We start from the raw sequence: 24,342 nt of genomic DNA on the forward strand, positions 1-24,342 counted from the left end.
CTGCATCCTTGCCGTCTTACCATAAAGCAGAGCTATGTTTCAGCAGCTATTTTTCTTTGTAATAAAAAAACAATTTGAACAGGAGTGATATCAAGCTAAGTTGATTACTTTTAACAACTAATAACTAATAACTAATAACTAACAACTAATAACCCTTTCATTTATTTGATGGTTGGCAATTTAGAGCTGCTTTTGGATAAGCAATCCGTTGGTGGTTACACTGTTGCCAAACGTTGACAAAAACTTCAGCAATTTTTGTCAAATCCTCCCGTGTTAGCCCAGAATCTATTAGTTGGTTGTCCTGCCAACGCGCTCTCAGGATTTTATTAATCATTGAAAGGGCAGTTTCTGGAGTCACATCCTTAAGCGATCGCAAAGCCGCTTCACAGGCATCAGCTAGCATGACCACCGCTGTCTCTTTTGACTGGGGAATCGGGCCATCGTAACGAAAATCGGACTCCTGTACAGGGCGACCACCTTCCTGTTGCTCTTGTTGTTGAGCTTGGAAATAGAAATAGGAAATCAACAGTGTTCCCTGATGTTCTGGAATAAAATCCCGTATTGCTTCCGGTAACTGATGCTTACGAGCCATCACCAAGCCTTCAGTGACGTGTTTCTTGATCACTTCGGCACTCTTCCAGGGATCATTAATCTCATCATGCTTGTTGGGTCCCCCCATTTGGTTTTCAATAAATCCCAAAGGATCATGCATTTTCCCAATATCGTGGTAAAGTGTGCCTGCCCGTACTAATTCGACATTGCAGTGGAGTTCTCGTGCGGCTGCTTCTGCTAAAGAAGCTACAAACATGGTATGTTGAAATGTTCCAGGTGCCTCAGTTGCTAGCCGTTTTAGCAGAGAACGGTTGGGATTCGACAATTCTGCAAGACGAATCGGGGTTACCAAGTCAAACAGGCGTTCCAGGTAAGGCGATATTCCCAGAGCGACTACGCTCCAAGAAAAACCAGCTAGACCATATAAAGCAGCTTCTTGGAGTACGGTATACCAAACTGAACCGACAGCTGCACTGAGCATGAGATTGAGAACCAGGTAAACACCGCCCTGAGTTAAACCCATCGCACCGCCAAGGAGAGCCAATTCCTCACGCGATCGCATCCGTCCCGCCATCGATGCACCTAATAGCCCAGCCGCCGCCCCAGGAATTAAATATTCCCAGCTAACTTCCATACTGAAGGTCACTAACCCACTCAGCAGACCCACAACCGTAATGCCCAAGGGGGGACTGTAAAAGCTACCCACCAATAACCCAATCGCGGGCAAATCGGTATAGGGGACACCAAATATACTGAGTAGTGGTGTACTCAGCGTCAGGAGCAACACTAAAATGTGGTCGCGCCGTCGCAATCGGGGACAGGATTTCCGTTGCACCAGCCAAAAAATACAAACTGACCCGGTAACTAAACCCCCAAATCCTACTAGACCGAGCCAGTTAATCTCTCGGCGGCTCAAGTGGAAGTAATCTAGCAAGACAAAATCCGTTTGGGTTATTTCTTCACCCGCATAAACAATCACGTCTCCTTGCTTAATGGAGACTATTTCTGGCTCGACAGCTTGCGCGGCTTGTTCTGCTCTTCGCTTGGTTTGCTCCTGATCTTCCATTAAGTTAGGCTGCAAGACAGTCATTAGCAGCCCAACGGCAAAATCCTCAGCATCTGGGGGCACAAGCGTATTCAGTTGGATTTTCACCCCTTCTTTTAGAATGTCGGGCGGTAGCCCTGGGGGAATCCCCTGAGTGAGAATCCGCTTTGATGCTTCAGTAACACCCTGGCGCGTCTGCCTCCAATCTTCATCTGATAACTCAAGCAAGGAGGCATCATAGTGACGGTCTGATTCAGCAGCAGATAGCTCCGTAATCTGACGCAATGCCTTGGCGTAACCCTCGCGAGCCAGTGAGATTGAATCAACTAATGAAGAATAGGCTTTAGGGGAAGAGAGCTTACGATAGCTTTGCAATTCGCTAACAGCTTGGGCAAAAGAGAGATGGAGCGGCTGCGCTGTCTGAGTAGACGGCGCAGCTTCATATTCTAATCGGTCAACATCTTTACCCGTGTCTGCAAAGGCTAAGACAGAATGCCATTCCCATTCTTTACTCTGGCGCAGATACCGTTGGGTAGCCTCGGATAACACAGTTGTTGCCACAAAGGGGAAGGAACCACTCAGTTGGCGTAGTTCTTCTGCTTTGTCCAGGGATTGCTGAAGGTCTTGATAAATATCTTTTGTGAGGGGTTGGTCAAACATCAACACGGGAACAAAGCCTGCACGCGCAGCTTTCCGTTTTTCTTCCGTGGTTTTTGCGTCCTCAACATTGGCACTAAATAAAGCCCGGATTGTCTGGGGAGCGGCTTTCCCGACATCCAACTTTGGCTGATTGTAGAAACGGTGTCCCATCACACTGGTGAGAGAAATCACCGCTACTACCCACATCGCGGGTGAACGTCCTCGGCGATCGCGTCTGCGTTTAGATCGCTCGGTCATTGGTGGCGATGCTGGTTCCTCCAAGGTTTCTGACGGTTTGTGATCCTCACTTTGCTTAGAGCGTTTTGCATTTGACAATAGTAACGCCGCATCACCTCGTGCGCCGGAATGTCTTTGTGGTGAGTGCCGAGGCAGCAAATCAGCCAAGTGAGTTTTCCTCCCTGAGGCGTGGGTACTCGTAGAGGAATTAGATACCTTGAATGACAACCAAGCGCGAATATGCTTAGATGTTTTCCGCAGTTGCGCGATCGGCTGCGTCAACGAATGAAGCGTTTTCATAGCACAAGAATTGCCATTTCAGGTGACGGGAGCAGTGGAAGCGCAAGATGTACGTTGAGCTTGCTTTCGTTTCAGGCAGAGTGGTAGGGTCTATCTATTCTTAACTTACATACTGTAACTTTTGAGTTCATCTCCTCTTAACATTACAAAACCCTATGGTGAGTACGTCTTTTTTAAGAAAATAAACTTCGCCTAGTTGAGTAAAATCAACTTTCTGGCTGTTTTTAGTCTAAAATTAGGACAATTTTGGACTTTTTCAGGGTTTTCATTCAGTTACTGGATAAGATAATGCCATGTGCAACTTTCCTCCTGTCTCTGTAGCAGGGAGGATATCTCGCTAGTTAATGGTAGCTTATCTGTCTGCCCAATCCCCAATTCCGATTGCTCTGTCTCATTGTTGCTTTAGAGCCGATAGCTAAAATAACAGGACGAGGAACTGGCTCCAAGAGTAGCACCTCTCACAATCAAAGCGACATCACCGTGGTTGAATCACTCGCGGTGCAGCGATCGCTACTGATGGAAATTGCTCTGCCACAGAGACATCATAAATACCTGACCAAACTGCAAACAAGCGCTCCGCTAATTGCATCCACTGGACACCCATTGGGATTTGCTGGCTAGCTAACTGCCAGCCTACTGGAATGCCAATGATGCTGTTATAAACTCCGGCCAGAGTACCTGTAAGGGTAGCTGTAAGCTGGGGTTGGTAGCCAGTACGAATAGCACGAGTCACGCAGAGGCGAAAATCTTCTGGAGTATGGAGGAAACAGTAAAGAGCAAGAGCAATAGATAGACAAGAACGCTTCAATTCTCCTTGACTTTTTGGGGCATGACGACGCAGTTGTGTAAGCGTTGTATCTAACCCAGCACCCTTTTCCAACAAGGTTTGTACCTGTTCTAGTTGTTGTACTAGAGGTGTTTGAGATGGGTTCAAATAGTTAAGGATTCGAGGAATCAGCGTCGCTGGGTTGAGTTTTTCTGTCAGAGCAAGGGCGATCGCAAAAGCGACAACCAATACCTCCTCAGATGTCTGGGAATCATGCCGCCAAACCGTTGCCGCCTGTAGCAGTTGTTGTCGCAACTTGGCTTCATCCTCATGAAAAAATAGCGCAACTGGTAGCGTTGCCACTGCCGCCTCACTACTACTCGCCGTAGACTGCAATAACAGGAGAGAAGGTTGTGTCATCTCGCAGTAACGCACCCAATCGTCTAAATCGAGTTTGCCACAGTGAATCAAGCTCTTGGTGCCACACATCGCAATCTCGCTCCAGTCTGGAGGTGTTGGACTAGGCTGAGTCTCTCTGGAATGAGGCAAAGTAAACCTTGATTCATTTATGAATTGATCTTTGCCTCCACCACTAGCTAGAGTTTTTCCCACAAAGCTACCGAGCAGTGCCCCCCGGAATCGGTTTAAAAGTGAGTACCGCATCAAGTCCTTCTACCAGTCAACAACCATCACCTACTCCTGCCATAGTATTGCAAACGATATAAAGTAAGATTTACCGTCTTTACTGAAGAACCGTATCTTATTTCATGCTAAACGCTAGCCAAGTAATTGCTGATCAGACTGACACCATCATGGCGCAATGGATTGAGGTAGTCCGTCAAGAACGCCAGATAGAAAGCTCACTGAATATGTCTGATACAGCTTTGGGAGATTCTCTTCCTATACTTCTTAAGACTTTGGCGGCGGTGCTTCAGCATCCTCAGAAAAACCTATTTGAAAGGATTGCTGAGGTAAGTCTAGAGCATGGAACTTTGCGAGCTGGACAAGGATACGATGCCGCAGAAATTGCGAAAGAGTATGGTCTCTTGCGTCGGATGATTTTTTCTGTGTTGGAAGAGGAGTGCCTTCAGGGTTCTCCTCAGGAGATTATTCAACTTTTTTCCCAAATCAACACACTGCTAGATGAAGCAATTTCTATATGCTTTAAAAGCTATATGGAAGCCCGCTTACATGAATTAGAGCAACTTCAAAGTCAGTTGACGCTTACAAACCAAGAACTCACTCGACTGATTGAAGCTAGTAAAGACAATCTTTCTTACCTCGCTCATGAGTTAAAGACACCGTTAACTGCTGTAATTGGCTACTCTGAACTTCTTTTGCGCTTACAAAAACAAAATGCCAATGCGGATATGGCATCTCCCAGTCTTCAGAGTATTGAGCGAGTGCTGCAAGGAGGACGACATTTACTACGCATCGTCAATGATTCTTTAGAACTGTCACGCTATGAATCAGCACAAATTCAGTTGAACTTGGAATGGATTGATGTTTGTTCATTAATTACTAGAGTAAGCGAGATGCTTGAACCACTAGCGCAAGCCGAGAATTTGCAGCTAAAGCTCGATTATGATCGCGCTCCTTCTAAGATACTGACAGACTCCTTCCGCTTACAGCAAGTCCTGACTAATTTGGTAGGCAATGCAATTCGCTACACTGATGTAGGCTTCATTCAAATTCGTTGTGAAAGTCTACCGGATGACAAGTGCTTCTTTGCCGTGACGGATACTGGCATTGGTATTGACCCAAGCGATTGCGATCGCATCTTTGAGCCGTTTTCCCAAGCTTTTTTAAACCAAGGACAACGCAAGCAGGAAGGGACAGGATTAGGACTCGCGATTGTTTCGCGCTTGGTCAAACTACTTCACGGTGAAATTGACCTAGTTTCTGAAGTTGGCGTGGGTTCTACCTTTACCGTTACCTTACCAATCAAGATACAAGTTGAGCAGACAGACCAATAACAGAGCTTGTGCCAACTCCTTGAACTGGACTATTCTGCTTTAGCCAGTAGACGATTTTCTTAGATAATGAACTAAAGCTTGTAACCCTAAGCGATAGCTCTGTTCACCAAAGCCACTAATTTGCCCGATCGCTACTGGTGCAATAAACGAGTGATGCCGAAAGGCTTCTCGTTGATAAATGTTGCTGAGATGAACTTCTACTGTCGGCAGAGCTACAGCGGCTATTGCATCGCGTAAGGCAACACTAGTATGGGTGTAGGCTCCAGCATTGATCAAAATGCCGTGGTGTTGACCGACAGCATCATGGATTGCATCTACCAAAAGACCCTCGTGATTTGACTGCACCACCAGGATTTTGGTTTGTAGCTTTTCACCCTCCTGCACTAGGAGGTGGTTGATCTCATCTAAGGTCACTGCACCATAAATTCCTGGCTCTCGCCGTCCCAGCAAATTGAGGTTGGGACCATGCAGAACCAAAATACTTAAAGTATTTGCAACGTCATTAGACACGAGAATTAGTTACCGACGGCGATGCCTTGGGTCATTCACGGGAATAGGAATTAGCTCAGGTTCCGGTTGTCCTTCTGGACTTAGGAGAGTTTCAATGAGCTTACGTGCCCATTCTTTGAGTTTTTCCAAGACTTTATCTATATAATCCATTAAACAGAAAGCTCCTGTGAGACAAGCTGTAGTTCTTTTAACAACAAGACAAACCTAAAAATTCAAATGGCTTCCCTTGCAGGAAGGTAGGATGTTTAAGCTTGCCGGATTCGCTTTTTTGTTCCAGACACTGGATGAGGAAAAAATTCCTCAATGTTGCATTTCTTATTAATCTAAGAGTAACACACTCACGAAAATCATTTCCATACCACTAGAGGAGGGTTGCTTAGAGAATTGGATACAACAAAAGGTAATTGATCTCCTTCTACTTTCTAAGGTAGCTGATCGCTCTTTGGTCGTCACCTTAAAGAACATTTAACAAAGGAGAGCGTCCCGCGAGTAGTCTCCGTCGCAGATGATCCAGGGCATTGCAAGCGCTAGCATGACGAATTGAGGCTCGACTGCGATTTTGACCCAACTGATATTTGAAGCATTCAACAGTTCCATCGGGTTTGGCAAGACCAATGTAAACTAACCCTACAGGTTTGGTAGCTGTCCCGCCACCTGGTCCAGCAATACCTGTGATACTAAGTCCCCAGTGGGTTGAAAGGAGCGATCGCACTCCTCGTGCCATTTGCTGTGCTACAGGTTTACTAACAGCTCCGACTGAATCCAAATCTGATGGCTTGACACCCAACAATGCAGTTTTCACGGAGTTGTCATAGGAAATGACTCCCCCTAGAAAGTAACTAGAACTTCCAGAAATATTAGTTAGCATACTACCAAGGCCGCCACCTGTACAAGATTCCGCAACACTGACGGTTTGGGATGCCTCAGTCAACAACTGACCGACTACCGAGGCAAGGGTATCATCATCATCCCCATAATAGTATGGGCTGCCAATCTGCCGGAGTTGTTGCGCTACAGGCTCAATTAATTGCTCAGCTTTAGCGGCAGAAGGCGCACAGGCAGAGACTCGTAATCGTACTTCTCCTTGACCTGCATAAGGCGCAACTGTGGGATTGGCGAGATGGAAAAAGTCAGTGACTTTTTCAGCCAGTGCTGACTCTCCAATTCCCCAAAACCTTAACGTGCGGCTATAGATGATTTCTTTCCCCCAACCTTGGCTTTTGAGATAGGAAATCGCTGTTTCTCGCCACATCTGTTGCATTTCGCTAGGGACACCGGGGAAGGTGAGAATCGTTAAACCGGAGCGAGGTTGCCAAATCATGCCGGGAGCAGTTCCGCCTGGGTTGGGTAACACTCGTGCGCCTTGTGGGATTAGGGCTTGTTTACGATTACTCGGTGTCATCTCTCGCCCCCGTTGAGCAAACTTCAGGGCAATATCTGCTAGCACGTCTTCTCGTTCAACGAGGGGAACGCCAAAGAAGTCTGCAATTGTCTCAGTTGTTAGGTCATCTGGTGTTGGTCCAAGACCACCCGTGAAGAGTAGTAGACTAGAGCGATCGCAAGCGATTGCCAACACTTGCTTCAAACGCTCTGGATTATCGCCTACTACGGTTTGATAGTAATGGGGAATCCCTAGGGACGCGAGTTCAAGCGCCAAGAACTGAGCATTGCTGTTCAGGATATCGCCTAGAAGTAACTCAGTTCCAACACAAATGATTTCAGCACTCATTGGTTATTTGTTATTGGTTGTTGGTTGTTTGGCATGAGCAACTGATGAATGACAACAAAAACTATAGTGCTTCTTGTATGAAATGCACTGCTAATCTGCAACCCCTTCCCAGAATCGAGAAGGGGAGTCAGCGCTCAAACGTTAGGATTACCCACTCAGGAATAACTCGTTAGATGTTGTCTTGAGAGATCTAAACGAGAGTTGGGACAGGGATTCTGAGATGAGGATAAAGAGGGAAGCGATCGCATAACTTCGCCACCCGTTGCCGACACTCAGTTGCTACCGTTTCGTCTTCTGGATTGAGTAGGCGATCGGCAATGATATCAGCAATTTCTGTGAATTCTGCTGTACCCATACCGCGAGTCGTCATTGCCGGGGAACCCAAGCGCAAGCCACTTGTGACAAAGGGTGACTCCGGGTCAAACGGCACAGTATTTTTATTCGCCGTAATGTTGACACCACTCACCAGTTGGTCAGCACGCTTGCCAGTCATTCCAATAGAGCGCAAATCAACCAGAACTAAGTGGTTATCAGTTCCATCAGAGACAATTTTGAAACCTCGGTGTTGCAGTTGGGTAGCCAGCGCTGAGGCATTTTCAATCACGCTAGCGGAATAGTCTTTAAACGTGGGTTGTAGTGCCTCACCAAAGGCAACTGCCTTACCCGCAATTACATGCTCCAATGGTCCACCCTGGGTGCCAGGAAACACGGCTTTATCAAACTTCTTACCCAACTCCGCATCACGAGTAAGAATCAATCCACCTCTGGGACCCCGTAGTGTTTTGTGAGTCGTTGTTGTGACCACATCACAGTGAGGAATTGGACTAGGGTGGTGACCTGTAGCCACTAACCCGGCAATGTGGGCAATATCAGCTAGCAAGTAGGCTCCAACTTCGTCGGCAATGCTTCTAAATTTTTCAAAATCAATGATGCGGGGATAAGCCGAGTAGCCGCAGATTAGTAGCTTGGGACGTTCTTTGAGGGCAAGTTCCCGAATTAAATCAAAGTCTAGCTGCTCGGTTTGGGGGCTGACACCGTAGTGACAAACTTTGAACCACTTACCGGATACGTTGACTGGTGAACCATGAGTTAGGTGTCCCCCGTGAGACAAATCCATCCCCATAATCGTGTCACCTGGCTCTAGTAGAGCCAAGAATACCGCAAAGTTAGCCTGAGCGCCGGAATGCGGCTGTACATTCGCATGGGCAGCATTGAATAGCTGCTTTGCTCGGTCAATTGCTAGTCGCTCAACATTATCGATAAATTCACAGCCACCGTAGTAGCGCTTTCCGGGTAATCCTTCGGCATACTTATTCGTTAGCACTGAGCCTTGAGCTGCTAGCACTGCTGGTGAGGTGAAGTTCTCACTGGCAATGAGTTCTAAGTGATCACGCTGGCGCTGAAGTTCTTGGGCTAGACACTCAGCTACCGCTGGATCAGTTTGAGCGAGAAAATCTAAGTTCGTTTGAGTCACTTAAGTTGGTTCCTTACAGATGCGCTTCAGTTTTGTTGCTTAGGTCAGTTGCTAGACAAGCATCTTCGCTTGTACAGTGTGATCTACACTAACGGTGCGACGACAAAGAGCGGTACCTCTGCCTATTCGCTTTGCGACTTGCGATCTAGTGCAAGCAGCAACGCTTCGCAATCGCAAGCTGTATCTTACGTTGCGATTAGCGCGGCTTGCGTCAGATGCACCTGAGCCTATCCTTGCTTTGAACCAACGATCTTAGCGCTGTTTGCCACCCGACTGGGAGTGGGAACCAGATATAGCAGTAGCCACTGAGGTTAGGACATCGACAGAAGTCAAGTTCCTTAACCGGAGCTTATTTGACTGGAAGCTGACCGCTGAAAGCTGACTGCTGATTGCTATAACCTTCTTTATCTCAATACACCTGGGACTTAACTAATACATCATTAGAACCCATGACTGTAGATAGTCGCTGAAAATTGTTGAGTATCAAAAACAAAGGTAGAGGTTCATGTACAGCCTCTCTCCAAAGACCTAAATCTAAGTAAAATACTGAGTATCAGCCTTAGGGATCGACTGGAGGAAGCCATGTTAGTCATTCTTATGGATGAGCAAATACTTTCCCCTAATCAAGTTTGTCAAAACTGCTTACTGGCTGACCAAAGTGGTCAACCACGCTGGCGTCGTGGCAAACTTGGCTGTGGTCATGCAATTCGCAAGCTCACTCCTCACCAACCTGATCAGTATGAATGTGAGATGGGTTTCCGGATTGCTAATGTCGAATAGCCTCAACTTGAGTAGATGACATTAGAGTTTTGCGCTTTGTCAGTGATGCCAAAGGCGGTTTGTTGCTTTTTCAGTTTGACTTTACTTACGCAGCTTCTTGCTTTAGTGAGGCTGGGAGGAGATACAGAGGTTCACTAAGCCGATGTAGAGCATTCAGCTGCGCTATCCTGAATTTAGTTGGGAAAAATCAGTATTAACATCCACAAGGAGAACGCACCATGGCTTGGCGTGGGTCAACAACCGTTAAAGACAGGATTTTTGCTTGCCTTCCTTATCTGCTCCCCTTAGTTTCTGTACTACCATTTGGTAGCTTTTTGTTTCGACAGTTTCCGGCGTTGGGAGTACTTTTGATTCCTCTACAACCTGTATTATTCATCTATCAGAGTATACCTTTCGCTGGAATAATCGTTTTTTTTCTGTTGTTTTTATTAGTAGTTAGAAACGAAAGAATTGTTCATTTCATTCGTTTTAATACGATGCAAGCGATTCTTTTGGACATTCTTTTAGTTTTATGCAGTCTACTGTTTAATATTTTACTGCGGGGGCTAGGTACCAACTTAATAACAGAAACGTTGTTTAATATCGTTTTTCTTGGAACAGTTGTTGCTTGCGGTTATTCAATCGTGCAGTCGCTGATTGGACGTTATGCAGAAATCCCGGCGCTCTCGGAAGCTGTTTACGCACAAGTTCCTTAAAAGCCAGAAGCTTGCTTTTAGGATGAATTGATACAGCTTCGAGACAAAGTGGCTCAGAAAGCACTAGCACTGGTACTACTCAGAGCCAAAGCTCTTTATTTTAAGGTGACTCAGGTAAAGAGCGTGCGACAACAGTGTTTTCTAAATGACCGATACCTTCGATTTCAACACGAACGCGATCGCCTATTTGCACAGGCCCAACGCCTTCGGGTGTCCCGGTAAGGATGACATCGCCCGGTAGGAGTGTCATCACCTGAGAAATGTAAGACACCAAAAATTCGGGTGAAAATACCATCTGATTAGTTAATGCTGATTGTACTGGCTGTGGGGCATCATTCAAAAAGGTTTGAATTCTTGCCCCTGCACTGAGTTCCCGAACAATCCATGGCCCAAGTGGACAAAAGCTGTTAAATCCTTTTGCTCGCGTCCATTGTCCATCCTGCTTTTGTAAATCGCGGGCAGTGACATCATTCGCAATTGTGTAGCCCCAAATTTTGCCTTGAGCTTCTGCTGGTGAACAGTCTACGCAAGGTGCGCCAATGACCAATGCCAACTCCCCTTCATAATCCACTCGTTGTGACTGCGGTGGGTAGTGTATTTCTCGATTAGCAGCAGTGATAGCTGTTGGGGGTTTCATAAAAAGGAGCGGTTCTTTGGGTACAGGTGTTCCCATCTCTGCCGCATGATCTACATAGTTTTTGCCCACCGCAACAATTTTTGAAGGAGAACAGGGAGCTAGTAACTGGTAACTACCTGCTTCTAACTCAATATCGGTAGGTTGCCCCTGTAACCAAGGGGGAGCATCAAGGACTTGGATGCGGCTTGTGAGTTGTAACAAACCGTAGTAGGTTTGCCCTTGATTGGTTTTGACTCGGACGTAGCGCTGCGCCATAACTGAGATTTTCCTTACTGACGAGAGCAAAGCTGTCTAGTAGTTAGAATGAATACCGGAAAGTAGTAAGATTTTAAGTCCTTGCTTCTTTTCTAATTGGGTTCGTTGAGAAATCTTTTTTGAGTTCTGTCCACCCAACTAGAGAAAAGGCCAAACTGTCCAAAAGGAGATTAGCACCAGTGAGTAACAATTACGAAATGATGTACATCCTGCGCCCTGATTTGGGGGATGAGCAGGTGGATCAAGCGATCGCAAAATACCAAAATCTTCTGACTGAACAAGGCGCAGAGGATATCGACATTCAACATCGTGGCAGACGTCGTTTGGCTTATGAAATCGATCGACAACGCGAAGGTATATATATCCAGATGAACTACAAAGCGCCTGGTAGTCATGTTGCCCCAGTTGAACGTGCCATGCGTCTTAGTGAAGAAGTGATTCGCTATCTAACCCTAACGGTTGAAGTTCCCACAGAAGAAGCTACAGAAGCCACACCAGAACCCGTACAGGTAGAAGCGTAAAGGCTATTAAGGGAAAAGGTTTCTCAGGAAGCCTTTTCCTCTTGCGTGAGTTATCCTGCCTTCTGGATGTTCAATGGCAGGGTAACAACAAAAGTTGTTCCGACACCGACTTCACTTTCTACAGTAATCTGACCATTGTGTAAGCCCACGCACTTCTTAACAATCGCTAACCCCAATCCTGTACCAGGAATTGTGCCAACATTGCTAGCACGTTGGAATGACTCAAAAAGTTGTTGCTGGTCGTCTTTGGGAATCCCAATGCCTTCGTCTTGAATACGGAAGAGTACTTTATCAGGTTCACACAAGAGCGCAAAATCGACAGTACCGCTTTCGGGAGAATACTTAATTGCGTTGGAAAGTAAATTGGTAAGGATTTGTCGCAGGAGTTTTTCGTCTAAATAAGCTAGACGACACTCACCCTGGCTAACAAAGATAAGCTTGTGCTTGTTACCTACCGTTAGTTGTATTTCTTCTACTAATTCAGCGCAAAACGTCACTACTTCTAAGAAAGTTGGGTTGAATTCCACTTTTCCTGCTTCTGTTTTATCAAGAAACAGCACATCACTAACTAGCTGAGTTAGATGATGGACAGTACTTTGAATGCGGCGAAGATGTAAGAGTTTTTTCTCCTCTGTCCATTTATTACCGTAGTGTTCTATTAACTCAGCGGAAGAGAGAATTGTTGTCAGTGGTGTTCGATATTCATGAGAAACGACAGTGACGATGCTGGATTTCAGTTCATTGAGTTCTCTTTCTTTTTCCAGCGCTTTAAGTAATTCCGCTTGTGTTTGCTTGCGCTGCGTAATATCTGTGAAATAGATAGCTAAACCATCTCTAGAGGGGTAAGCGTGTATTTCATACCAACAATTCCAGGGTGAATAGAACCCTTCAAACTCTAGAGATACCTGTTTCGCTACAGCTTCGTGATACTTTTCAAAGAAAATTGTGCCAACGGCTTCTGGAAACACATCCCAAATTCTCCGACCTAGGAGTTCTTCTCGCGTCTTCTGCAAAAGCTTCTCGGCTTGCTGATTGAGGTAGGTGTACCGCCACTGATGATCTACGGTAAGAAAAGCATCTGTGATGCTTTCAAGGATATTGACGATTTGTTGGTTTGATTCCTTTAAAGACGCTTCCGCTTGTTTTCGCTCTGTGATGTCCTGTGCTACGGCATAGATTGATTGTTGATTGAGGATGGTCGTACAATTCCACGAGAGCCACTTGTAAGAGCCGTCTTTGCAGCGATAGCGATTCTCAAAAGAGACGATTTCACTACCCGTGTTAAGCTGCTGAGCTACGGTAACAGTTGCGGTGCGGTCTTCTGGATGAACTAATTCCAGGTAGGGAAGAGCGAGGAGTTCTTCCTGCGTGAAGCCAAGTTTTCTTTCCCAAGTGGGGTTTAGCTGTTTGAAATAGCCGTCAAAACCAGCGATGCAAGACATATCCAGGGAGAGCATAAAAAATTGGTCGCGCTCTTCCTCGGCGCGTTGGCGTTCGCTAATCTCGGCTCCTAATTGCTCAGTTGCCTGCTGTAATTGAGCGGTTTGCTTTTGAACTCTGAAGTCTAGTTCTTCGTTGAGCTTTCGTAGTCCAGCTTCTAATTGCTTGCGATTGGTAATATCCTCAGCGACACCCGCTATGCGATTAACTTGTCCGGCTTGTTCGCAAACGGGAAAGGCGCGATCGCGAATCCAACGAATCGACCCATCCGGCTGTACAATTCGATACTCTTGGTCACTGTTTCCTTGCGATCGGTAGCGTCTCTCAACCGCAGCGAGTACCTGTTCTCGGTCATCCGGATGAACGGCTTCAAGCCAAGACATTGGCTGTTTGTACAAGCTTTCACAAGTGCGACCCCAGACTGACTCATAAGTCGGGCTGACATAGATTACCTCAGTTGGATTGAGCGATAATAGCCAGAAGACTTCGCGAATATTTTCTGTCAACTGGCGGAACTTGCCCTCACTTGCAGGTGATGCCGATTCGGAAAGCTGGAAGGCAAGTAGGCGATTGCTCAATACATAAAGTAGTCCTGCTGTCAAGATAAGGTAGAAGCTGTTTTTATAGGGTTGAAGTTGTCCAAGAATCTCCGAATTTTTGACTAAAAAAGCCAGTAATTCGTCAGAAAAGAGAATCCAGAGACTTCCTACAATCAGATAGATTGCAGCGATAGAGAAAGAGGTTAGTCGCCGCGAGAATATCGTCCGTACAACTGAAGTGCTAGTCATGGCGACTTTTTGTTACTAAGTCCACTAGTTTGACTGGTTCAAGGAGTTAGCCGCTCTGTTTGTAAGTAAGTATGCCCAGTTACTTAATATATTTACTCATAACAAACTAGTCACAAAAGAGAGACTTGTCTAGGAAAATTGCTAACTAACAATCTGTACTTGGAGCGATCGCTTCTTTGCCAGCCGCCGACATACTGGCAGAATAAGCCGTGTAAAAAATTAAACAGGTATAAATCCGTGTCTGATCAATTCAAAAAAGGCGACAAGGTTGAATGGAATTCAGCCCAAGGCAAAATTACTGGTGAAGTAAAGAAGAAGCTAACCTCGCCTACTGATATCAAAGGACACCATGTAGCTGCCTCGAAAGATAACCCAGAGTATCTGGTTGAAAGCGAGAAGACAGGGAAACAAGCCGCTCACAAACCAGATTCCTTGAAAAAGCTGGAGGAGTAATAATCGTCATGAGTAAAGATGTGAAATCGGTGGTTGATGAGTTTCACCAAGTCGTCAACATGACTCCTAAAACGCTTGAATCTTGGTTAGATACAGAAGAATCGCAATCAGTAGGGCAAAAAGACGGAGATGATGAGTCAATTGGTCACAAATCGGGTAGGCACATCATTCAACTCTTAGAGAAGAAGGATGACTATAGCGATGATGATTTATCGCACATGAAAAAGGTCATTAGTTACGTCCATCGCCACAGCGCACAAAAACCATCCGGTGATATTGAACATTCACGCTGGCGATATTCGTTGATGAACTGGGGTCATGACCCACTCAAGTAAGACAGACTATTGATAAGCTAATGCACCTTTAAGTTGCATTTCACTGTAGATGGTTAAAGGTGTTAAGGATGACTTGCCTTCCCCCTTTGACCTTTTTCTTTTATCGTTCTAAAACGATGAATCTGTATTGCCATTTAAAGGCTCATCAGCTTATGGAGGGGGAAACGATCGCACCACAAAAGCAGTAGTGTAGAAGCTTGTCCCGCTAGTTTAGCGAATTGCGTATGTCGCAAAAATATCCTTCTTCACCTCTACCGTTGCTGGCACAGATGGATCATAAGGTTGTTGAAGACCATTAAAAGGGAAAGGAAGGGAACTACTCTGAGCATTGCATGAAGAGGACGGTGCGGAAGGCAAAAAACCTGCAAAGGGAGCTTCAGCTACCGATGGTATCTCTGCAATTCTGACCCCTAGAGCTTCTGAAAGCGCTCTTGCCCGATTTCGGGCATCATTAACGGCAGCTACATAGGCTGCCTTTTCTAAAGGTTGGCAGTCACTGACTGTGTAGCTGACATTCACGGTTTGGATAGTAACGTTTTCACCCAATGTTTTTGGATCACCTCCAACAGTGACAACCTCCTGCACTCGGTCACGGGTTGGAGTGTCTAGTGTGACTAGGATTTGAGCCGTGCCACTACTGGTTGGAAAGGGGAAGGGGAAAGGAAAAGCTGATGAATTAGTAGGGCTAATGTTGACCTCAATTGCACTGGCTGGAATACCCCTCGCTACTAGCGCATCAACTACAGGCTTCAACGTTGCCTGTGTAATTGGTTCTAGTTCCGGAGGAGTAGCGCTTTCTGGTATCTCAGATGAGGAAGAATCTCCCTCGAATACTGCCTCAAAGGCACTGGAGGTGTTTGTAAATTGGAATTCAATCCGCGCTCTATCGGCTGGCGCACTTGCCCTGCCCTGACCTTGCACCATCAAGCCTTGGCGATCGCTAACACTGGGGTAAAATAGCTGAGCGATTAGGCGATCGCGATCGGGTGAATCAACGGCTTCCTCCGTTGCGGTGGTGGTTAATACCTTGTCGCTGTGGCTGTCCTGACTAGTTGCTACGCTTGCTGCTGAGGCATTATTGCTTGCTGCCCCTAGCCCAGCAACCATTGTTGCTAATACCAGTAACCGTACACTTATCTTGTTCATGTTTGGGAATCTCCTTGTGGGTAATCTTGCTTGTAAACGGAAATTATCCACGCTTGACCCCAAAATCAGCAGTATTTCAACATAAACTGTCACGGAGCAAAAAAGCATCGGCTCAATTCTATCCAGGCAAGTCCCATCCCATATCTGCCGCAAATTTTGGGAGATGTTCTTGACGCCAACGAGCATCAGCTTTGCGATCGGTTTGTAACTCCAAAATCCGAATTCCTTGGGTAGGTAGTGGGTTTAGTCGCTGCTTTAACTGCTCCCAGGATGAAATTAACTGATGTTCTACTCCATAAGTGACACACAAGTGAGCAAAGTTGATATTTTGTGGAGTGGCAAAAAATTCTTCAAAAGGTGGGTCAAACTTGGAAATCGGCAACATCTCAAAAATTCCACCACCATTATTGTTGATTAAAACAATGGTTAGATGACCAACAAACTTGTTTTTCAGTAAGAAGCCATTCGTGTCGTGCAACAAGGCTAAGTCACCTGTCAGCATCACACTACTTTGATTACGGTGAGCAACGCCCAAAGCAGTTGATAAGGTGCCATCAATGCCATTAGCACCCCGATTAAAGAACGGTCGAACACCCGTATTACCTGGAGACCAAAAGAACTCAACATCCCGCACAGGCATACTGTTAGCAATAAATAGCGGTGTCATCGGCGGCAAGATTTGGGACAGTAACCAAGCCACTTTGCCTTCAAATAGCTGAGTCATTGTAGTCATGGTTTGGTCAACCGCTGCCCTCACCTTAGCCTCAGCCTCACACCATCGTTGAAGGTAGGAGCAGTTTTGGCTTGGAGAACCTGGAATGTTCTCTCTCTTCCCCTGCTTCCCCATCTCCTCATCTGTCCACAGCCCTAACTGTTCTACACTCATCCGTAAATGAATCGTTTTCCCATGAAGAGGGTCGAGGTTGTGGTCACTGGAGTCAATGATCCAACGTCGTGGTTGGGAATTATCCAGCCAAGTCCGCAGTTCCTTACTAGTTGGGAGTTCACCCAACTGAATGACCATTTTGGGTGTCAGTTGCTGCGCTAGTTGTCGGTTACGCAGAATTAGGTCATAGGTGGAAATCAGATAAGGGTTGAGGTCAGCGTAGTTTCTCACTGGTGAAAGACCTTCAGCCAGTACAGCCCATCCTAAGGCTTTAGATAAATTTGCGATCGCTTCACAATATTCCCGTGGGTGTTGCGGTTGAGCAGAACCCGCGATGATAATCCCTTGTTCACACTGCTGCCACTCTTGGTAGGGAATGGGGGATGGGGAATTGGGAATTGGGAATTGGGAATTGGGAATGTGAGCGAAAAAATCTTCTAGTTGAAGTTGGGGCTTGAGGATATCGGTATCGAGTTGTGGTAAGGGGTCGAGGGGGTCACGGAAGGGAATGTTGAGATGAACAGCACCAGGAACCGGAAAAAGCGATCGCTCCCAAGCATGGATAACTGTTTGCCGTAGATAATTCAGCATCCCAATTTCCAGAGAAGGCACTGCTAACTCCGCTTGCCAATTTGGGTAGTTGCCATATAACTTCAGTTGGTCTATTGTTTGCCCTGAATGACAATCCCGCAATTCCGAAGGACGGTCAGCCGTTAATACTAACAGTGGTACTCGACTTTCTTTGGCTTCAATCACTGCCGGATAAAAATTGGCACCCGCTGTTCCAGACGTGCAAACCAAGACAACAGGGCATCCTGTTGTCCTAGCAATTCCTAATGCAAAGAAGGCGGCTGAGCGTTCATCCAACACAGGAATCGCCTCTATCTGATGATGTTGGGCAAAGGCAATGGTAAGAGGCGTTGAGCGTGACCCTGGACAGATAACTGCTGTAGTCAATCCCAACCGCTGCAACGTTTCTACTAGGATGGAAGCCCAGACGGTATTAGTGTTGCGAAAATCAATGGGCATTAAGCGGCTCGGTGGCAATAAATCAACTTATAGCGCTTCTCAATTCAGTGAAATACATCTGTAGAGGCGCATGGCTGTGCGCCCTACTGTATGGTCAGTTGAACACAAGTGAAAAACGATAAATCTCTATCTCTTATAAATTAGAAGCAACTGCCTCACTTTGCCCCTGACTCTTCGTGCTTCGTCTGCCCCAAGGTTTGAGAACCGAGATGCAGATGATGGCTAAAAGGCAGATACTCTGAACAATAGCACCAACTAACAGCGTCTTCTGGTCGATTACATACAGCGGATTTTGGAGCGCTTGCAACCGCTCTACATCAGAAATGCTAGTCATTGTATTTACCCATGGCCCTAACCAAACTGTGCCAACAACAATGAGTGTTACTGTCGCCACCCACTTGACGATAACCCAGTAGAATTTTACAAACCCCCAAATTGTTAGCCAGGAGAGTAATCCCCCTGTTAATAGCGATAGCGCGGCAGAGGGAATAATTACCAAATCATCCAGTAGCTTGAGAATCGAGTTGATCGCATACAGTCCATCACCGTTATAGGTATTTCGGTTAGCTAATGTAACAGCAATCATGCATAGAGAGGTTCCAAACCAAATTCCTCCACAGGCGACGTGAGAGGACAACAACCAGTTTTTTGGCTTGACGCTTAGCTTTTTCATACAGAATCCCTTTGGATGATGTAGGTTTACAGCCTGATAGAAGCTAGGACTAATATTAGTTAAGTGCCTTATAGTTAGGCTCCTAACCAAAAACTATATCACCCTCTTTGGGTTTTTTGCCTCTTTTGCTTACCGAGTTAAGGTTCACGCATCGCAGGTGTTCCAGTCCGTACCTTGGCTAGCAGTTTAATCAGTGTCTTCTTCTCTGTCGTTGTGAGATTAGCCATTAGACCCGTAGTGCGGCAGAAGTGGTCGGGAAGCATCTGAGAAAGCAACTGTTGCCCTTTGTCTGTCAATTGAACACTCAGCATTCGCCTATCAGAGGGGTAAGGTTGGCGTCTCAGCCATCCTTCACGTTCCAATCCATCCAGGAGTCCAGTGATGGTAGCGCGAGTAACGCCAGCACGCTCAGCGAAGTCTGATGGTGTTAGACCCTGTTCCGGCGCTTGCAGCAATTGCATCAGCAAAGTAAATTTCCCCATCGAAAGACCATAACGGGCAAAATGAGCATCCAACGCTTCGTAGACATCGGCAGTAGTGTCCAGAAAAGCGAGGCAAGTTTCTACAGAAGCCAGATCGAACTCAGGGTAGCGGTTGGCAAGCTCTAGTAATGCCTGCTGGTCAGGAAAAGCACGCGATGTAACCATAGTGTTTGAAAAAAGTTATTAGCCGGCTTATTATAAGGTTACCTAACTCAAGAGCGACAACTTTAAAGCGTTAACCCACACTAACAAGGAGAAATCAGGATGCCTACAGTTGCTAAAGACAACTCTGTATTTGCACAAATTGATATCTTTCCTGTGGAACCAGAGCAACAGCAGTCACTCGTCGATAGTTTGGTGGATTACGTCAAAACAGTGCTGAAGCAACAGCCAGGATTTGTGTCTGCGAGTATCCACCAGAGTCGTGACGGTTTGCGAGTAGTGAACTATATTCAGTGGAGTAGCCAGGACGACTACGATACTTACATCAATAGCAGTGAAGTGCGATCGCTTTCAACCAGTCTCTCCACATTTGCTCTTCCCAACTCACACCTCTATGAAATCTTCATCAGTGAGCCAGAAGGTAGTCAGATTAAGGTTTCCGAAGATATGGAGGGCTTAATCAATTTTGGGATTTTCAAGCTAAAAAATCCAGAGAACCAGCCACGTTTAATCGAGTTAGCGACAGAAGCAGTAGGAATGGTAGCTGGACAAACAGGACTAATTTCAACCCAATTCCACCGTTCACTCGATGGTGCCATGGCGGTTAACTACGGGTTGTGGCGTACTCAAGGTGAGTATGCGGCGATGAATGACAACCGTCCCTTCGCTGGCCCTCTGACGGAAATGTTTGAGCTTGCTGATAATGAGTATCAGTTGTCTCTGTATGAGGTTGTGTTCACAGAACCTGCGGATTGACACTATTCATTTTGTTGGTCTGTTCTCCAAAGTTTAATTGAGGAACTAAGGAGTTCTCAATAATCAAACAAGTTTAAGTTCCATTTGAATGTTGCAACGTTCATACGGTGAAGGTTGCCCAACAACTTTCTGAAACCCCAACTTGTGGTATAGGTTTATCGCTGGCTCTAATACAGTATTACTCTCTAAAAATACTTTCTTTGCTCCTAGTTCACGAGCTTTGTTAGTGATAGCCTGCCCAAGCAACCAACCTATGTTTTTTCCTCTTGCACCTTCTTTTACCGCCATTTTAGCCAGTTCGTAGGTGTCGTCATTTATTTTAATCAAAGCACAAGTGCCTACGATTTCATCCTTGTAACGCGCCATAAAAATATGTCCGCCAGGTTTCAAGATTTTCTCGTATGGGTTGTTTAACGATTGATGGTCATTTCCCTCCAATTTAAAGTATTTCTCAATCCATTCGTAGTTCAATCGCTTGAAGTCTTCATGAAACTCAGTTGAGTAGTCAATAATTTCAACGTGTTGGCTTTCACGAGTTTTGCGTTTTTCTTCGACACGAGTATAAAAATCTTTTCTGTTCAACAAAAACTCTATCTCCTCGATAGCTTTCCCTAAGTCATGCTGCGCTTCCAAAAGAAGTTCTTCAGCAGCTTGGTTTACGTCAAGGTACTGATTTTCGATTTTAGGAATGAGTTGTTTGCCTTTCTCGGAGAGCTTTACAACATTAACTCTTGCATCTAATACACCCTTAGCAGTAATCGTAAGACCTTTACTGGTCATTTCTTTCACAATCTGACTAACGGATGGATGCGAATGACCAATGCATTGGGCAATTTCTGTAATCGAAAGCTCTTCTTTTTTTGAAAGGACGTAGAAGACAGGGAACCACTTGGGGTCTAACGTGACATCGTACAGGGCATAGATTTTGGCAGCATCTTCAGTAAACTTCTCACTCAGTCTGCGTAAACGGCTGCCAAGTGCCATTTTCCCTGCCTGATAGTAAAAGTCCATAAACAAAAGCAATTACGTAAGTGCTTACATAATATTGTAAAAGTAGGAGATCTAAATGAATCGCTGTGTCCTACATGGAAGCTAGCAAAAAGAAGCAAGCCCCAATCACGTTATGACCTCAAGGCGTACCTTCTGGAAAATCAGAGAGAGGATGCCTGCTTCCATGCCCAAAAAATTCTACAAGGTACAGCAATAACAGATAATGAACCCTGTCCACTAATAACGAATGACGCATGACTAAAACCGCATGGTTGTTTCCAGGACAGGGTTCACAAGCGATCGGGATGGGAGTAGATTTACTAGACCTCCCGTTTGCTAAGGTGAAGTTTGACCAAGCCAGACAAGTTCTTGGCTGGGATGTCCTAGAAATTTGCCAAAGCCAAGACGACAAGGTATCCCGCACCCTCTACACCCAACCTTGTCTGTATGTTGTTGAGAGCATCCTGGCTGATGTGCTGATCGAACGGGGCAATATACCAAATTTACTTGCAGGACATAGCTTGGGAGAATTTGTCGCCCTCTACGTTTCTAGGGTTTTTGACTTTGATGCAGGGTTACGCCTGGTCAAGCGTCGCGCTGAATTGATGGATAGTGCTTTCGGCGGAACGATGGTTGCGCTGATTGGGTTCAACCGTGAACAGTTGGAACAACAAATCGAAACTACACCTGACGTTGTTCTCGCCAATGACAATAGTCCTAATCAAGTCGTCATCTCTGGGACACCAGAAGCTGTTGAGAGTGTCCTCGCTCAGATCAAGGTGAAACGCGCTGTTCCCCTAAAAGTCTCCGGTGCCTTTCACTCTCCCTTATTGGCAGAAGCTGCTGCTGAGTTTCAGGAAGTCTTGCAAGCGGTTCCCTTTGCTAATGCGCTATTTCCCGTGCTGTCGAATGTAGAACCCGTACCAACTGTTGAAGCCGAGGTTTTGAAGAATCGTCTTGAACGTCAAATGACAGGTTCCGTGCGCTGGCGGGAAATCTCCATGCAGTTACCAGTAGAAGGGATTGAGCGCGTCGTAGAAATTGGCCCAGGCAATGTCCTTACAGGTCTAATTAAACGGATGTGTCCTAACTTGGAGTTACAAAACGTTGGTAAACTTGCAGACTTGCCTAGTTAAAATCCCATCAAGTTTGACTTACTGTTTGAAATACCAGGGAGGAAAAGTTATTAGTTTTTGGTTGTTAGGCACAAATAAGAACAAGTTGGCTACTACCCAGTCTTGAAAATCTTTAAGCCATCTTTTCCAACTAACAACTAACCACTAACAACTAACAACTATGAGTAGAAGCCGCGAACCCTTTGCCAGCTTGATGCTCTACCGCGCTTTTAAGTGGTCAATCGTCAGTCCAGTTCTTCATGGTTACCTGCGGGGTCGGGTTTATGGTACCGAAAATGTACCTCAGGAGGGGCCACTAGTGGTAGTGAGTAACCATGCGAGTGATTTTGATCCACCGATTTTGTCTTGTTCTATGCGGCGTCCGGTTGCCTTCATGGCAAAGGAAGAATTGTTTCGTATCCCGTTGTTAAAGCAAGGGATTGAGTTGTATGGTGCTTACCCAGTAAAACGGGGTGCAGCAGATCGAAGTGCGATTCGTGCAGCCCTTAAGTGTCTAGAAGAGGGATGGGCGGTTGGTCTGTATTTGGGAGGAACACGAACTCCTGATGCCCGAATTACAGAACCGAAGCAAGGTGCTGCTTGGATTGCGGCAAAAGCGAAAGTTCCAATCCTGCCAGTTAGTCTATGGGGTACTGAGGCAATTTTCAAAAAAGGCTCAGCAATACCGCGACCTGTACCTGTTACCGTGCGGATTGGTCAGGTGATTGACCCTCCTGCTTCGACAAAACGGGAAGAATTGGAAGCCCTAACACAACACTGTGCAGAGGCAATTCATGCCTTACATGATTTTGGGCGGTAAATTTAGTTCAGGATGAAATAGAACTATCCTGGATAAACGATGAATGAGCCGTCTACAAAAACGATTTTGGAGCGACTGAACAACTCTGTGTTAGTCCGCTTCTTGCTACTGTGTGCCTCTGGCTGGGCTTTTGTACAGGTTTTAGATTATTTTCAAACCGTTATTGTTATTTTCACTACCGCCGCCCTAGTTGCATTTTTGCTCAGCTATCCGGTGCGATCGCTTCATCGCTTTCTTCCTCACGGTGTAGCCGCTACCTTGGTTTTTTTTGTTGGAATGTCAATTATTGGGGGCCTTACAGTTACGGTCGGTCTAACGGTTCTGTCACAAGGGCAACAGTTAATTATAAGTTTGACTGAGTTTTTTAATTCTATGGTTCCAGTAGTGGAGCGATTAGAAACGATTCTGAGAGAACGGAATATTCAGGTAGATTTAAGGGCAATTGAAGAGGGTGTTCGAGGTGAACTTTTAAATGGGCTTGGGTTAGGTATTGGTTATAGTTTGGCAACTATACAGATATTCCTTTCTAATTTATTAAACTTCATTTTAATTGCAGTTATTACATTTTTCATGCTTTTAGATGGAGAAAGGCTATGGGTCTTTATCCTTAAAATTGTTCCTAAGCATTTACGTGGTAGATTTACTACTATAACTAAGCGTATTTTTTTAGGGTTTTTCCAAGGTCAGATTATCCTAACGTTGTTTCTGACAACTACTACCTTTATTGTCTTTTTAGTATTACAGGTGCCTTTTCCTTTGCTTTTGGCAGTAATTGCTGGATTGTTTGACATTATCCCCGGTATTGGAGCAACTTTGGGAGTGGGTATAATATTTATTATTTTGTTATCTCAACAAGTTTGGTTGGCTTTAAAAGTATTAGGGGCTTGTATTATTCTTCAGCAGATACAAGATAATTTAATTGCTCCCAGAGTTCTTCAAAATTCGCTGAACCTTAATCCCGTAGTGATATTTTTTGCCTTACTAGTTGGTGCAAGGGTTGCTGGATTATTGGGAATTTTTATCGCAATACCAGTTGCGGGAGTGCTTGTCAGCTTATTAGAAATTGATGAAATGAAAGGAGAAGTGTAGGGGTTTTGCTAAATCAGTTTCATTGCTGCCCTCAAATCTCAGTAAAATAAGCCGTAATTGAA

At 45.5% G+C, this 24,342-nt stretch carries 23 protein-coding genes; 10 read left to right on the top strand and 13 right to left on the bottom strand.

The window, feature by feature from the left end:
• Positions 1–157: 157 nt before the first annotated feature.
• Together H6F98_RS23645 and H6F98_RS23650 are read right to left on the bottom strand one after the other, a co-directional pair.
• Positions 158–2,773 carry an HD family phosphohydrolase gene (locus H6F98_RS23645; protein WP_192221157.1) on the bottom strand — a complete coding sequence of 872 codons (2,616 nt, stop codon included), beginning with the start codon at positions 2,771–2,773 and terminating at the stop codon, positions 158–160.
• A gap of 475 nt (positions 2,774–3,248) precedes the next feature.
• Positions 3,249–4,202 carry an ADP-ribosylglycohydrolase family protein gene (locus H6F98_RS23650; RefSeq protein WP_192221158.1) on the bottom strand — a complete coding sequence of 318 codons (954 nt, stop codon included), beginning with the start codon at positions 4,200–4,202 and terminating at the stop codon, positions 3,249–3,251.
• A gap of 104 nt (positions 4,203–4,306) precedes the next feature.
• On the opposite strand from H6F98_RS23650, the gene H6F98_RS23655 reads away from it, so the two are divergent.
• Complete coding sequence (locus tag H6F98_RS23655) at positions 4,307–5,515, top strand: HAMP domain-containing sensor histidine kinase (protein WP_192221159.1); 1,209 nt, start codon at positions 4,307–4,309, stop codon at positions 5,513–5,515.
• Between the two features lie 39 nt (positions 5,516–5,554).
• Here the strand turns inward: H6F98_RS23655 and aroQ are convergent, their stop codons facing one another.
• From aroQ to glyA, 4 genes are all read right to left on the bottom strand, one after another.
• Positions 5,555–6,025: a type II 3-dehydroquinate dehydratase gene (aroQ, locus tag H6F98_RS23660; RefSeq protein ID WP_313929930.1), complete on the bottom strand. Its 471-nt coding sequence runs from the start codon at positions 6,023–6,025 to the stop codon at positions 5,555–5,557.
• Between the two features lie 9 nt (positions 6,026–6,034).
• Entirely contained in the window at positions 6,035–6,175 is a 141-nt protein-coding gene (locus H6F98_RS23665) for a hypothetical protein (protein ID WP_192221160.1), read from the bottom strand.
• Between the two features lie 304 nt (positions 6,176–6,479).
• Entirely contained in the window at positions 6,480–7,754 is a 1,275-nt protein-coding gene (locus H6F98_RS23670; protein WP_192221161.1) for a competence/damage-inducible protein A, read from the bottom strand.
• A gap of 190 nt (positions 7,755–7,944) precedes the next feature.
• Positions 7,945–9,228, bottom strand: coding sequence for a serine hydroxymethyltransferase (gene glyA / locus H6F98_RS23675; RefSeq protein ID WP_192221162.1), 1,284 nt, complete (start codon positions 9,226–9,228; stop codon positions 7,945–7,947).
• A gap of 582 nt (positions 9,229–9,810) precedes the next feature.
• On the opposite strand from glyA, the gene H6F98_RS23680 reads away from it, so the two are divergent.
• Together H6F98_RS23680 and H6F98_RS23685 are read left to right on the top strand one after the other, a co-directional pair.
• Positions 9,811–10,008, top strand: a complete 198-nt coding sequence (locus H6F98_RS23680) for a hypothetical protein (RefSeq protein WP_192221163.1) — start codon at positions 9,811–9,813, stop codon at positions 10,006–10,008.
• A 218-nt stretch (positions 10,009–10,226) separates the two neighbouring features.
• On the top strand, positions 10,227–10,703 hold the full coding sequence (locus tag H6F98_RS23685; RefSeq protein ID WP_192221164.1) for a Tic20 family protein: 477 nt from the start codon (positions 10,227–10,229) through the stop codon (positions 10,701–10,703).
• A 100-nt stretch (positions 10,704–10,803) separates the two neighbouring features.
• Here H6F98_RS23685 and H6F98_RS23690 read toward each other — a convergent pair whose 3' ends face one another.
• Positions 10,804–11,595, bottom strand: a complete 792-nt coding sequence (locus H6F98_RS23690; protein WP_192221165.1) for a fumarylacetoacetate hydrolase family protein — start codon at positions 11,593–11,595, stop codon at positions 10,804–10,806.
• A gap of 197 nt (positions 11,596–11,792) precedes the next feature.
• Between H6F98_RS23690 and rpsF the strand changes: the two genes are divergently transcribed.
• Positions 11,793–12,116 carry a 30S ribosomal protein S6 gene (gene rpsF / locus H6F98_RS23695; protein ID WP_199348855.1) on the top strand — a complete coding sequence of 108 codons (324 nt, stop codon included), beginning with the start codon at positions 11,793–11,795 and terminating at the stop codon, positions 12,114–12,116.
• A 50-nt stretch (positions 12,117–12,166) separates the two neighbouring features.
• Here rpsF and H6F98_RS23700 read toward each other — a convergent pair whose 3' ends face one another.
• The gene (locus H6F98_RS23700; protein WP_192221167.1) at positions 12,167–14,344 is read right to left on the bottom strand and encodes a PAS domain S-box protein; all 2,178 of its coding nucleotides are present in this window, start codon (positions 14,342–14,344) and stop codon (positions 12,167–12,169) included.
• A gap of 237 nt (positions 14,345–14,581) precedes the next feature.
• On the opposite strand from H6F98_RS23700, the gene H6F98_RS23705 reads away from it, so the two are divergent.
• The gene (locus H6F98_RS23705; RefSeq protein ID WP_192221168.1) at positions 14,582–14,797 is read left to right on the top strand and encodes a DUF2945 domain-containing protein; all 216 of its coding nucleotides are present in this window, start codon (positions 14,582–14,584) and stop codon (positions 14,795–14,797) included.
• 8 nt (positions 14,798–14,805) lie between these two features.
• Entirely contained in the window at positions 14,806–15,132 is a 327-nt protein-coding gene (locus H6F98_RS23710; RefSeq protein WP_192221169.1) for a DUF3140 domain-containing protein, read from the top strand.
• Positions 15,133–15,342: 210 nt separating this feature from the next.
• Here the strand turns inward: H6F98_RS23710 and H6F98_RS23715 are convergent, their stop codons facing one another.
• The 4 genes from H6F98_RS23715 to H6F98_RS23730 all read right to left on the bottom strand — a co-directional run bounded on the left by H6F98_RS23715 (position 15,343) and on the right by H6F98_RS23730 (position 19,513).
• A complete protein-coding gene (locus H6F98_RS23715) occupies positions 15,343–16,278 on the bottom strand; it encodes an SIMPL domain-containing protein (RefSeq protein WP_192221170.1) in 936 nt (311 codons plus the stop codon).
• A 118-nt stretch (positions 16,279–16,396) separates the two neighbouring features.
• A complete protein-coding gene (gene menD, locus H6F98_RS23720) occupies positions 16,397–18,193 on the bottom strand; it encodes a 2-succinyl-5-enolpyruvyl-6-hydroxy-3-cyclohexene-1-carboxylic-acid synthase (protein ID WP_192221171.1) in 1,797 nt (598 codons plus the stop codon).
• Positions 18,194–18,326: 133 nt separating this feature from the next.
• Positions 18,327–18,866 (bottom strand): hypothetical protein, encoded by a 540-nt coding sequence (locus H6F98_RS23725; protein WP_192221172.1) that lies wholly within the window; start codon positions 18,864–18,866, stop codon positions 18,327–18,329.
• Positions 18,867–19,003: 137 nt separating this feature from the next.
• Positions 19,004–19,513 (bottom strand): MarR family winged helix-turn-helix transcriptional regulator, encoded by a 510-nt coding sequence (locus tag H6F98_RS23730; RefSeq protein WP_192221173.1) that lies wholly within the window; start codon positions 19,511–19,513, stop codon positions 19,004–19,006.
• Positions 19,514–19,612: 99 nt separating this feature from the next.
• Between H6F98_RS23730 and H6F98_RS23735 the strand changes: the two genes are divergently transcribed.
• On the top strand, positions 19,613–20,266 hold the full coding sequence (locus H6F98_RS23735) for an antibiotic biosynthesis monooxygenase (RefSeq protein ID WP_192221174.1): 654 nt from the start codon (positions 19,613–19,615) through the stop codon (positions 20,264–20,266).
• A 63-nt stretch (positions 20,267–20,329) separates the two neighbouring features.
• On the opposite strand, the gene H6F98_RS23740 is transcribed toward H6F98_RS23735, so the two are convergent.
• Positions 20,330–21,277 carry a bifunctional helix-turn-helix transcriptional regulator/GNAT family N-acetyltransferase gene (locus H6F98_RS23740; protein WP_192221175.1) on the bottom strand — a complete coding sequence of 316 codons (948 nt, stop codon included), beginning with the start codon at positions 21,275–21,277 and terminating at the stop codon, positions 20,330–20,332.
• Between the two features lie 233 nt (positions 21,278–21,510).
• On the opposite strand from H6F98_RS23740, the gene fabD reads away from it, so the two are divergent.
• The 3 genes from fabD to H6F98_RS23755 all read left to right on the top strand — a co-directional run bounded on the left by fabD (position 21,511) and on the right by H6F98_RS23755 (position 24,280).
• On the top strand, positions 21,511–22,392 hold the full coding sequence (fabD, locus tag H6F98_RS23745) for an ACP S-malonyltransferase (RefSeq protein WP_192221176.1): 882 nt from the start codon (positions 21,511–21,513) through the stop codon (positions 22,390–22,392).
• A 160-nt stretch (positions 22,393–22,552) separates the two neighbouring features.
• A complete protein-coding gene (locus tag H6F98_RS23750) occupies positions 22,553–23,191 on the top strand; it encodes a 1-acyl-sn-glycerol-3-phosphate acyltransferase (protein WP_192221177.1) in 639 nt (212 codons plus the stop codon).
• A gap of 39 nt (positions 23,192–23,230) precedes the next feature.
• Positions 23,231–24,280: an AI-2E family transporter gene (locus H6F98_RS23755; protein ID WP_192221178.1), complete on the top strand. Its 1,050-nt coding sequence runs from the start codon at positions 23,231–23,233 to the stop codon at positions 24,278–24,280.
• The last annotated feature ends 62 nt before the right edge of the window (positions 24,281–24,342 follow it).

The sequence above is a fragment of the Microcoleus sp. FACHB-SPT15 genome, from assembly GCF_014849525.1.
In the GTDB taxonomy this organism is placed as follows: Bacteria; Cyanobacteriota; Cyanobacteriia; order Cyanobacteriales; family Coleofasciculaceae; genus Symplocastrum; species Symplocastrum torsivum.

What these genes read in the sequence shown, in the direction of transcription:
- H6F98_RS23645 (WP_192221157.1), bottom strand. Translation starts at nt 2,773, where the DNA reads ATGAAAACGCTTCATTCGTTGACGCAGCCGATCGCGCAACTGCGGAAA.
- H6F98_RS23650 (WP_192221158.1), bottom strand. Translation starts at nt 4,202, where the DNA reads ATGCGGTACTCACTTTTAAACCGATTCCGGGGGGCACTGCTCGGTAGC.
- H6F98_RS23655 (WP_192221159.1), top strand. Translation starts at nt 4,307, where the DNA reads ATGCTAAACGCTAGCCAAGTAATTGCTGATCAGACTGACACCATCATG.
- H6F98_RS23665 (WP_192221160.1), bottom strand. Translation starts at nt 6,175, where the DNA reads ATGGATTATATAGATAAAGTCTTGGAAAAACTCAAAGAATGGGCACGT.
- H6F98_RS23670 (WP_192221161.1), bottom strand. Translation starts at nt 7,754, where the DNA reads ATGAGTGCTGAAATCATTTGTGTTGGAACTGAGTTACTTCTAGGCGAT.
- H6F98_RS23680 (WP_192221163.1), top strand. Translation starts at nt 9,811, where the DNA reads ATGTTAGTCATTCTTATGGATGAGCAAATACTTTCCCCTAATCAAGTT.
- H6F98_RS23685 (WP_192221164.1), top strand. Translation starts at nt 10,227, where the DNA reads ATGGCTTGGCGTGGGTCAACAACCGTTAAAGACAGGATTTTTGCTTGC.
- H6F98_RS23690 (WP_192221165.1), bottom strand. Translation starts at nt 11,595, where the DNA reads ATGGCGCAGCGCTACGTCCGAGTCAAAACCAATCAAGGGCAAACCTAC.
- rpsF (WP_199348855.1), top strand. Translation starts at nt 11,793, where the DNA reads ATGATGTACATCCTGCGCCCTGATTTGGGGGATGAGCAGGTGGATCAA.
- H6F98_RS23700 (WP_192221167.1), bottom strand. Translation starts at nt 14,344, where the DNA reads ATGACTAGCACTTCAGTTGTACGGACGATATTCTCGCGGCGACTAACC.
- H6F98_RS23710 (WP_192221169.1), top strand. Translation starts at nt 14,806, where the DNA reads ATGAGTAAAGATGTGAAATCGGTGGTTGATGAGTTTCACCAAGTCGTC.
- H6F98_RS23715 (WP_192221170.1), bottom strand. Translation starts at nt 16,278, where the DNA reads ATGAACAAGATAAGTGTACGGTTACTGGTATTAGCAACAATGGTTGCT.
- menD (WP_192221171.1), bottom strand. Translation starts at nt 18,193, where the DNA reads ATGCCCATTGATTTTCGCAACACTAATACCGTCTGGGCTTCCATCCTA.
- H6F98_RS23725 (WP_192221172.1), bottom strand. Translation starts at nt 18,866, where the DNA reads ATGAAAAAGCTAAGCGTCAAGCCAAAAAACTGGTTGTTGTCCTCTCAC.
- H6F98_RS23730 (WP_192221173.1), bottom strand. Translation starts at nt 19,513, where the DNA reads ATGGTTACATCGCGTGCTTTTCCTGACCAGCAGGCATTACTAGAGCTT.
- H6F98_RS23735 (WP_192221174.1), top strand. Translation starts at nt 19,613, where the DNA reads ATGCCTACAGTTGCTAAAGACAACTCTGTATTTGCACAAATTGATATC.
- H6F98_RS23740 (WP_192221175.1), bottom strand. Translation starts at nt 21,277, where the DNA reads ATGGACTTTTACTATCAGGCAGGGAAAATGGCACTTGGCAGCCGTTTA.
- fabD (WP_192221176.1), top strand. Translation starts at nt 21,511, where the DNA reads ATGACTAAAACCGCATGGTTGTTTCCAGGACAGGGTTCACAAGCGATC.
- H6F98_RS23750 (WP_192221177.1), top strand. Translation starts at nt 22,553, where the DNA reads ATGAGTAGAAGCCGCGAACCCTTTGCCAGCTTGATGCTCTACCGCGCT.
- H6F98_RS23755 (WP_192221178.1), top strand. Translation starts at nt 23,231, where the DNA reads ATGAATGAGCCGTCTACAAAAACGATTTTGGAGCGACTGAACAACTCT.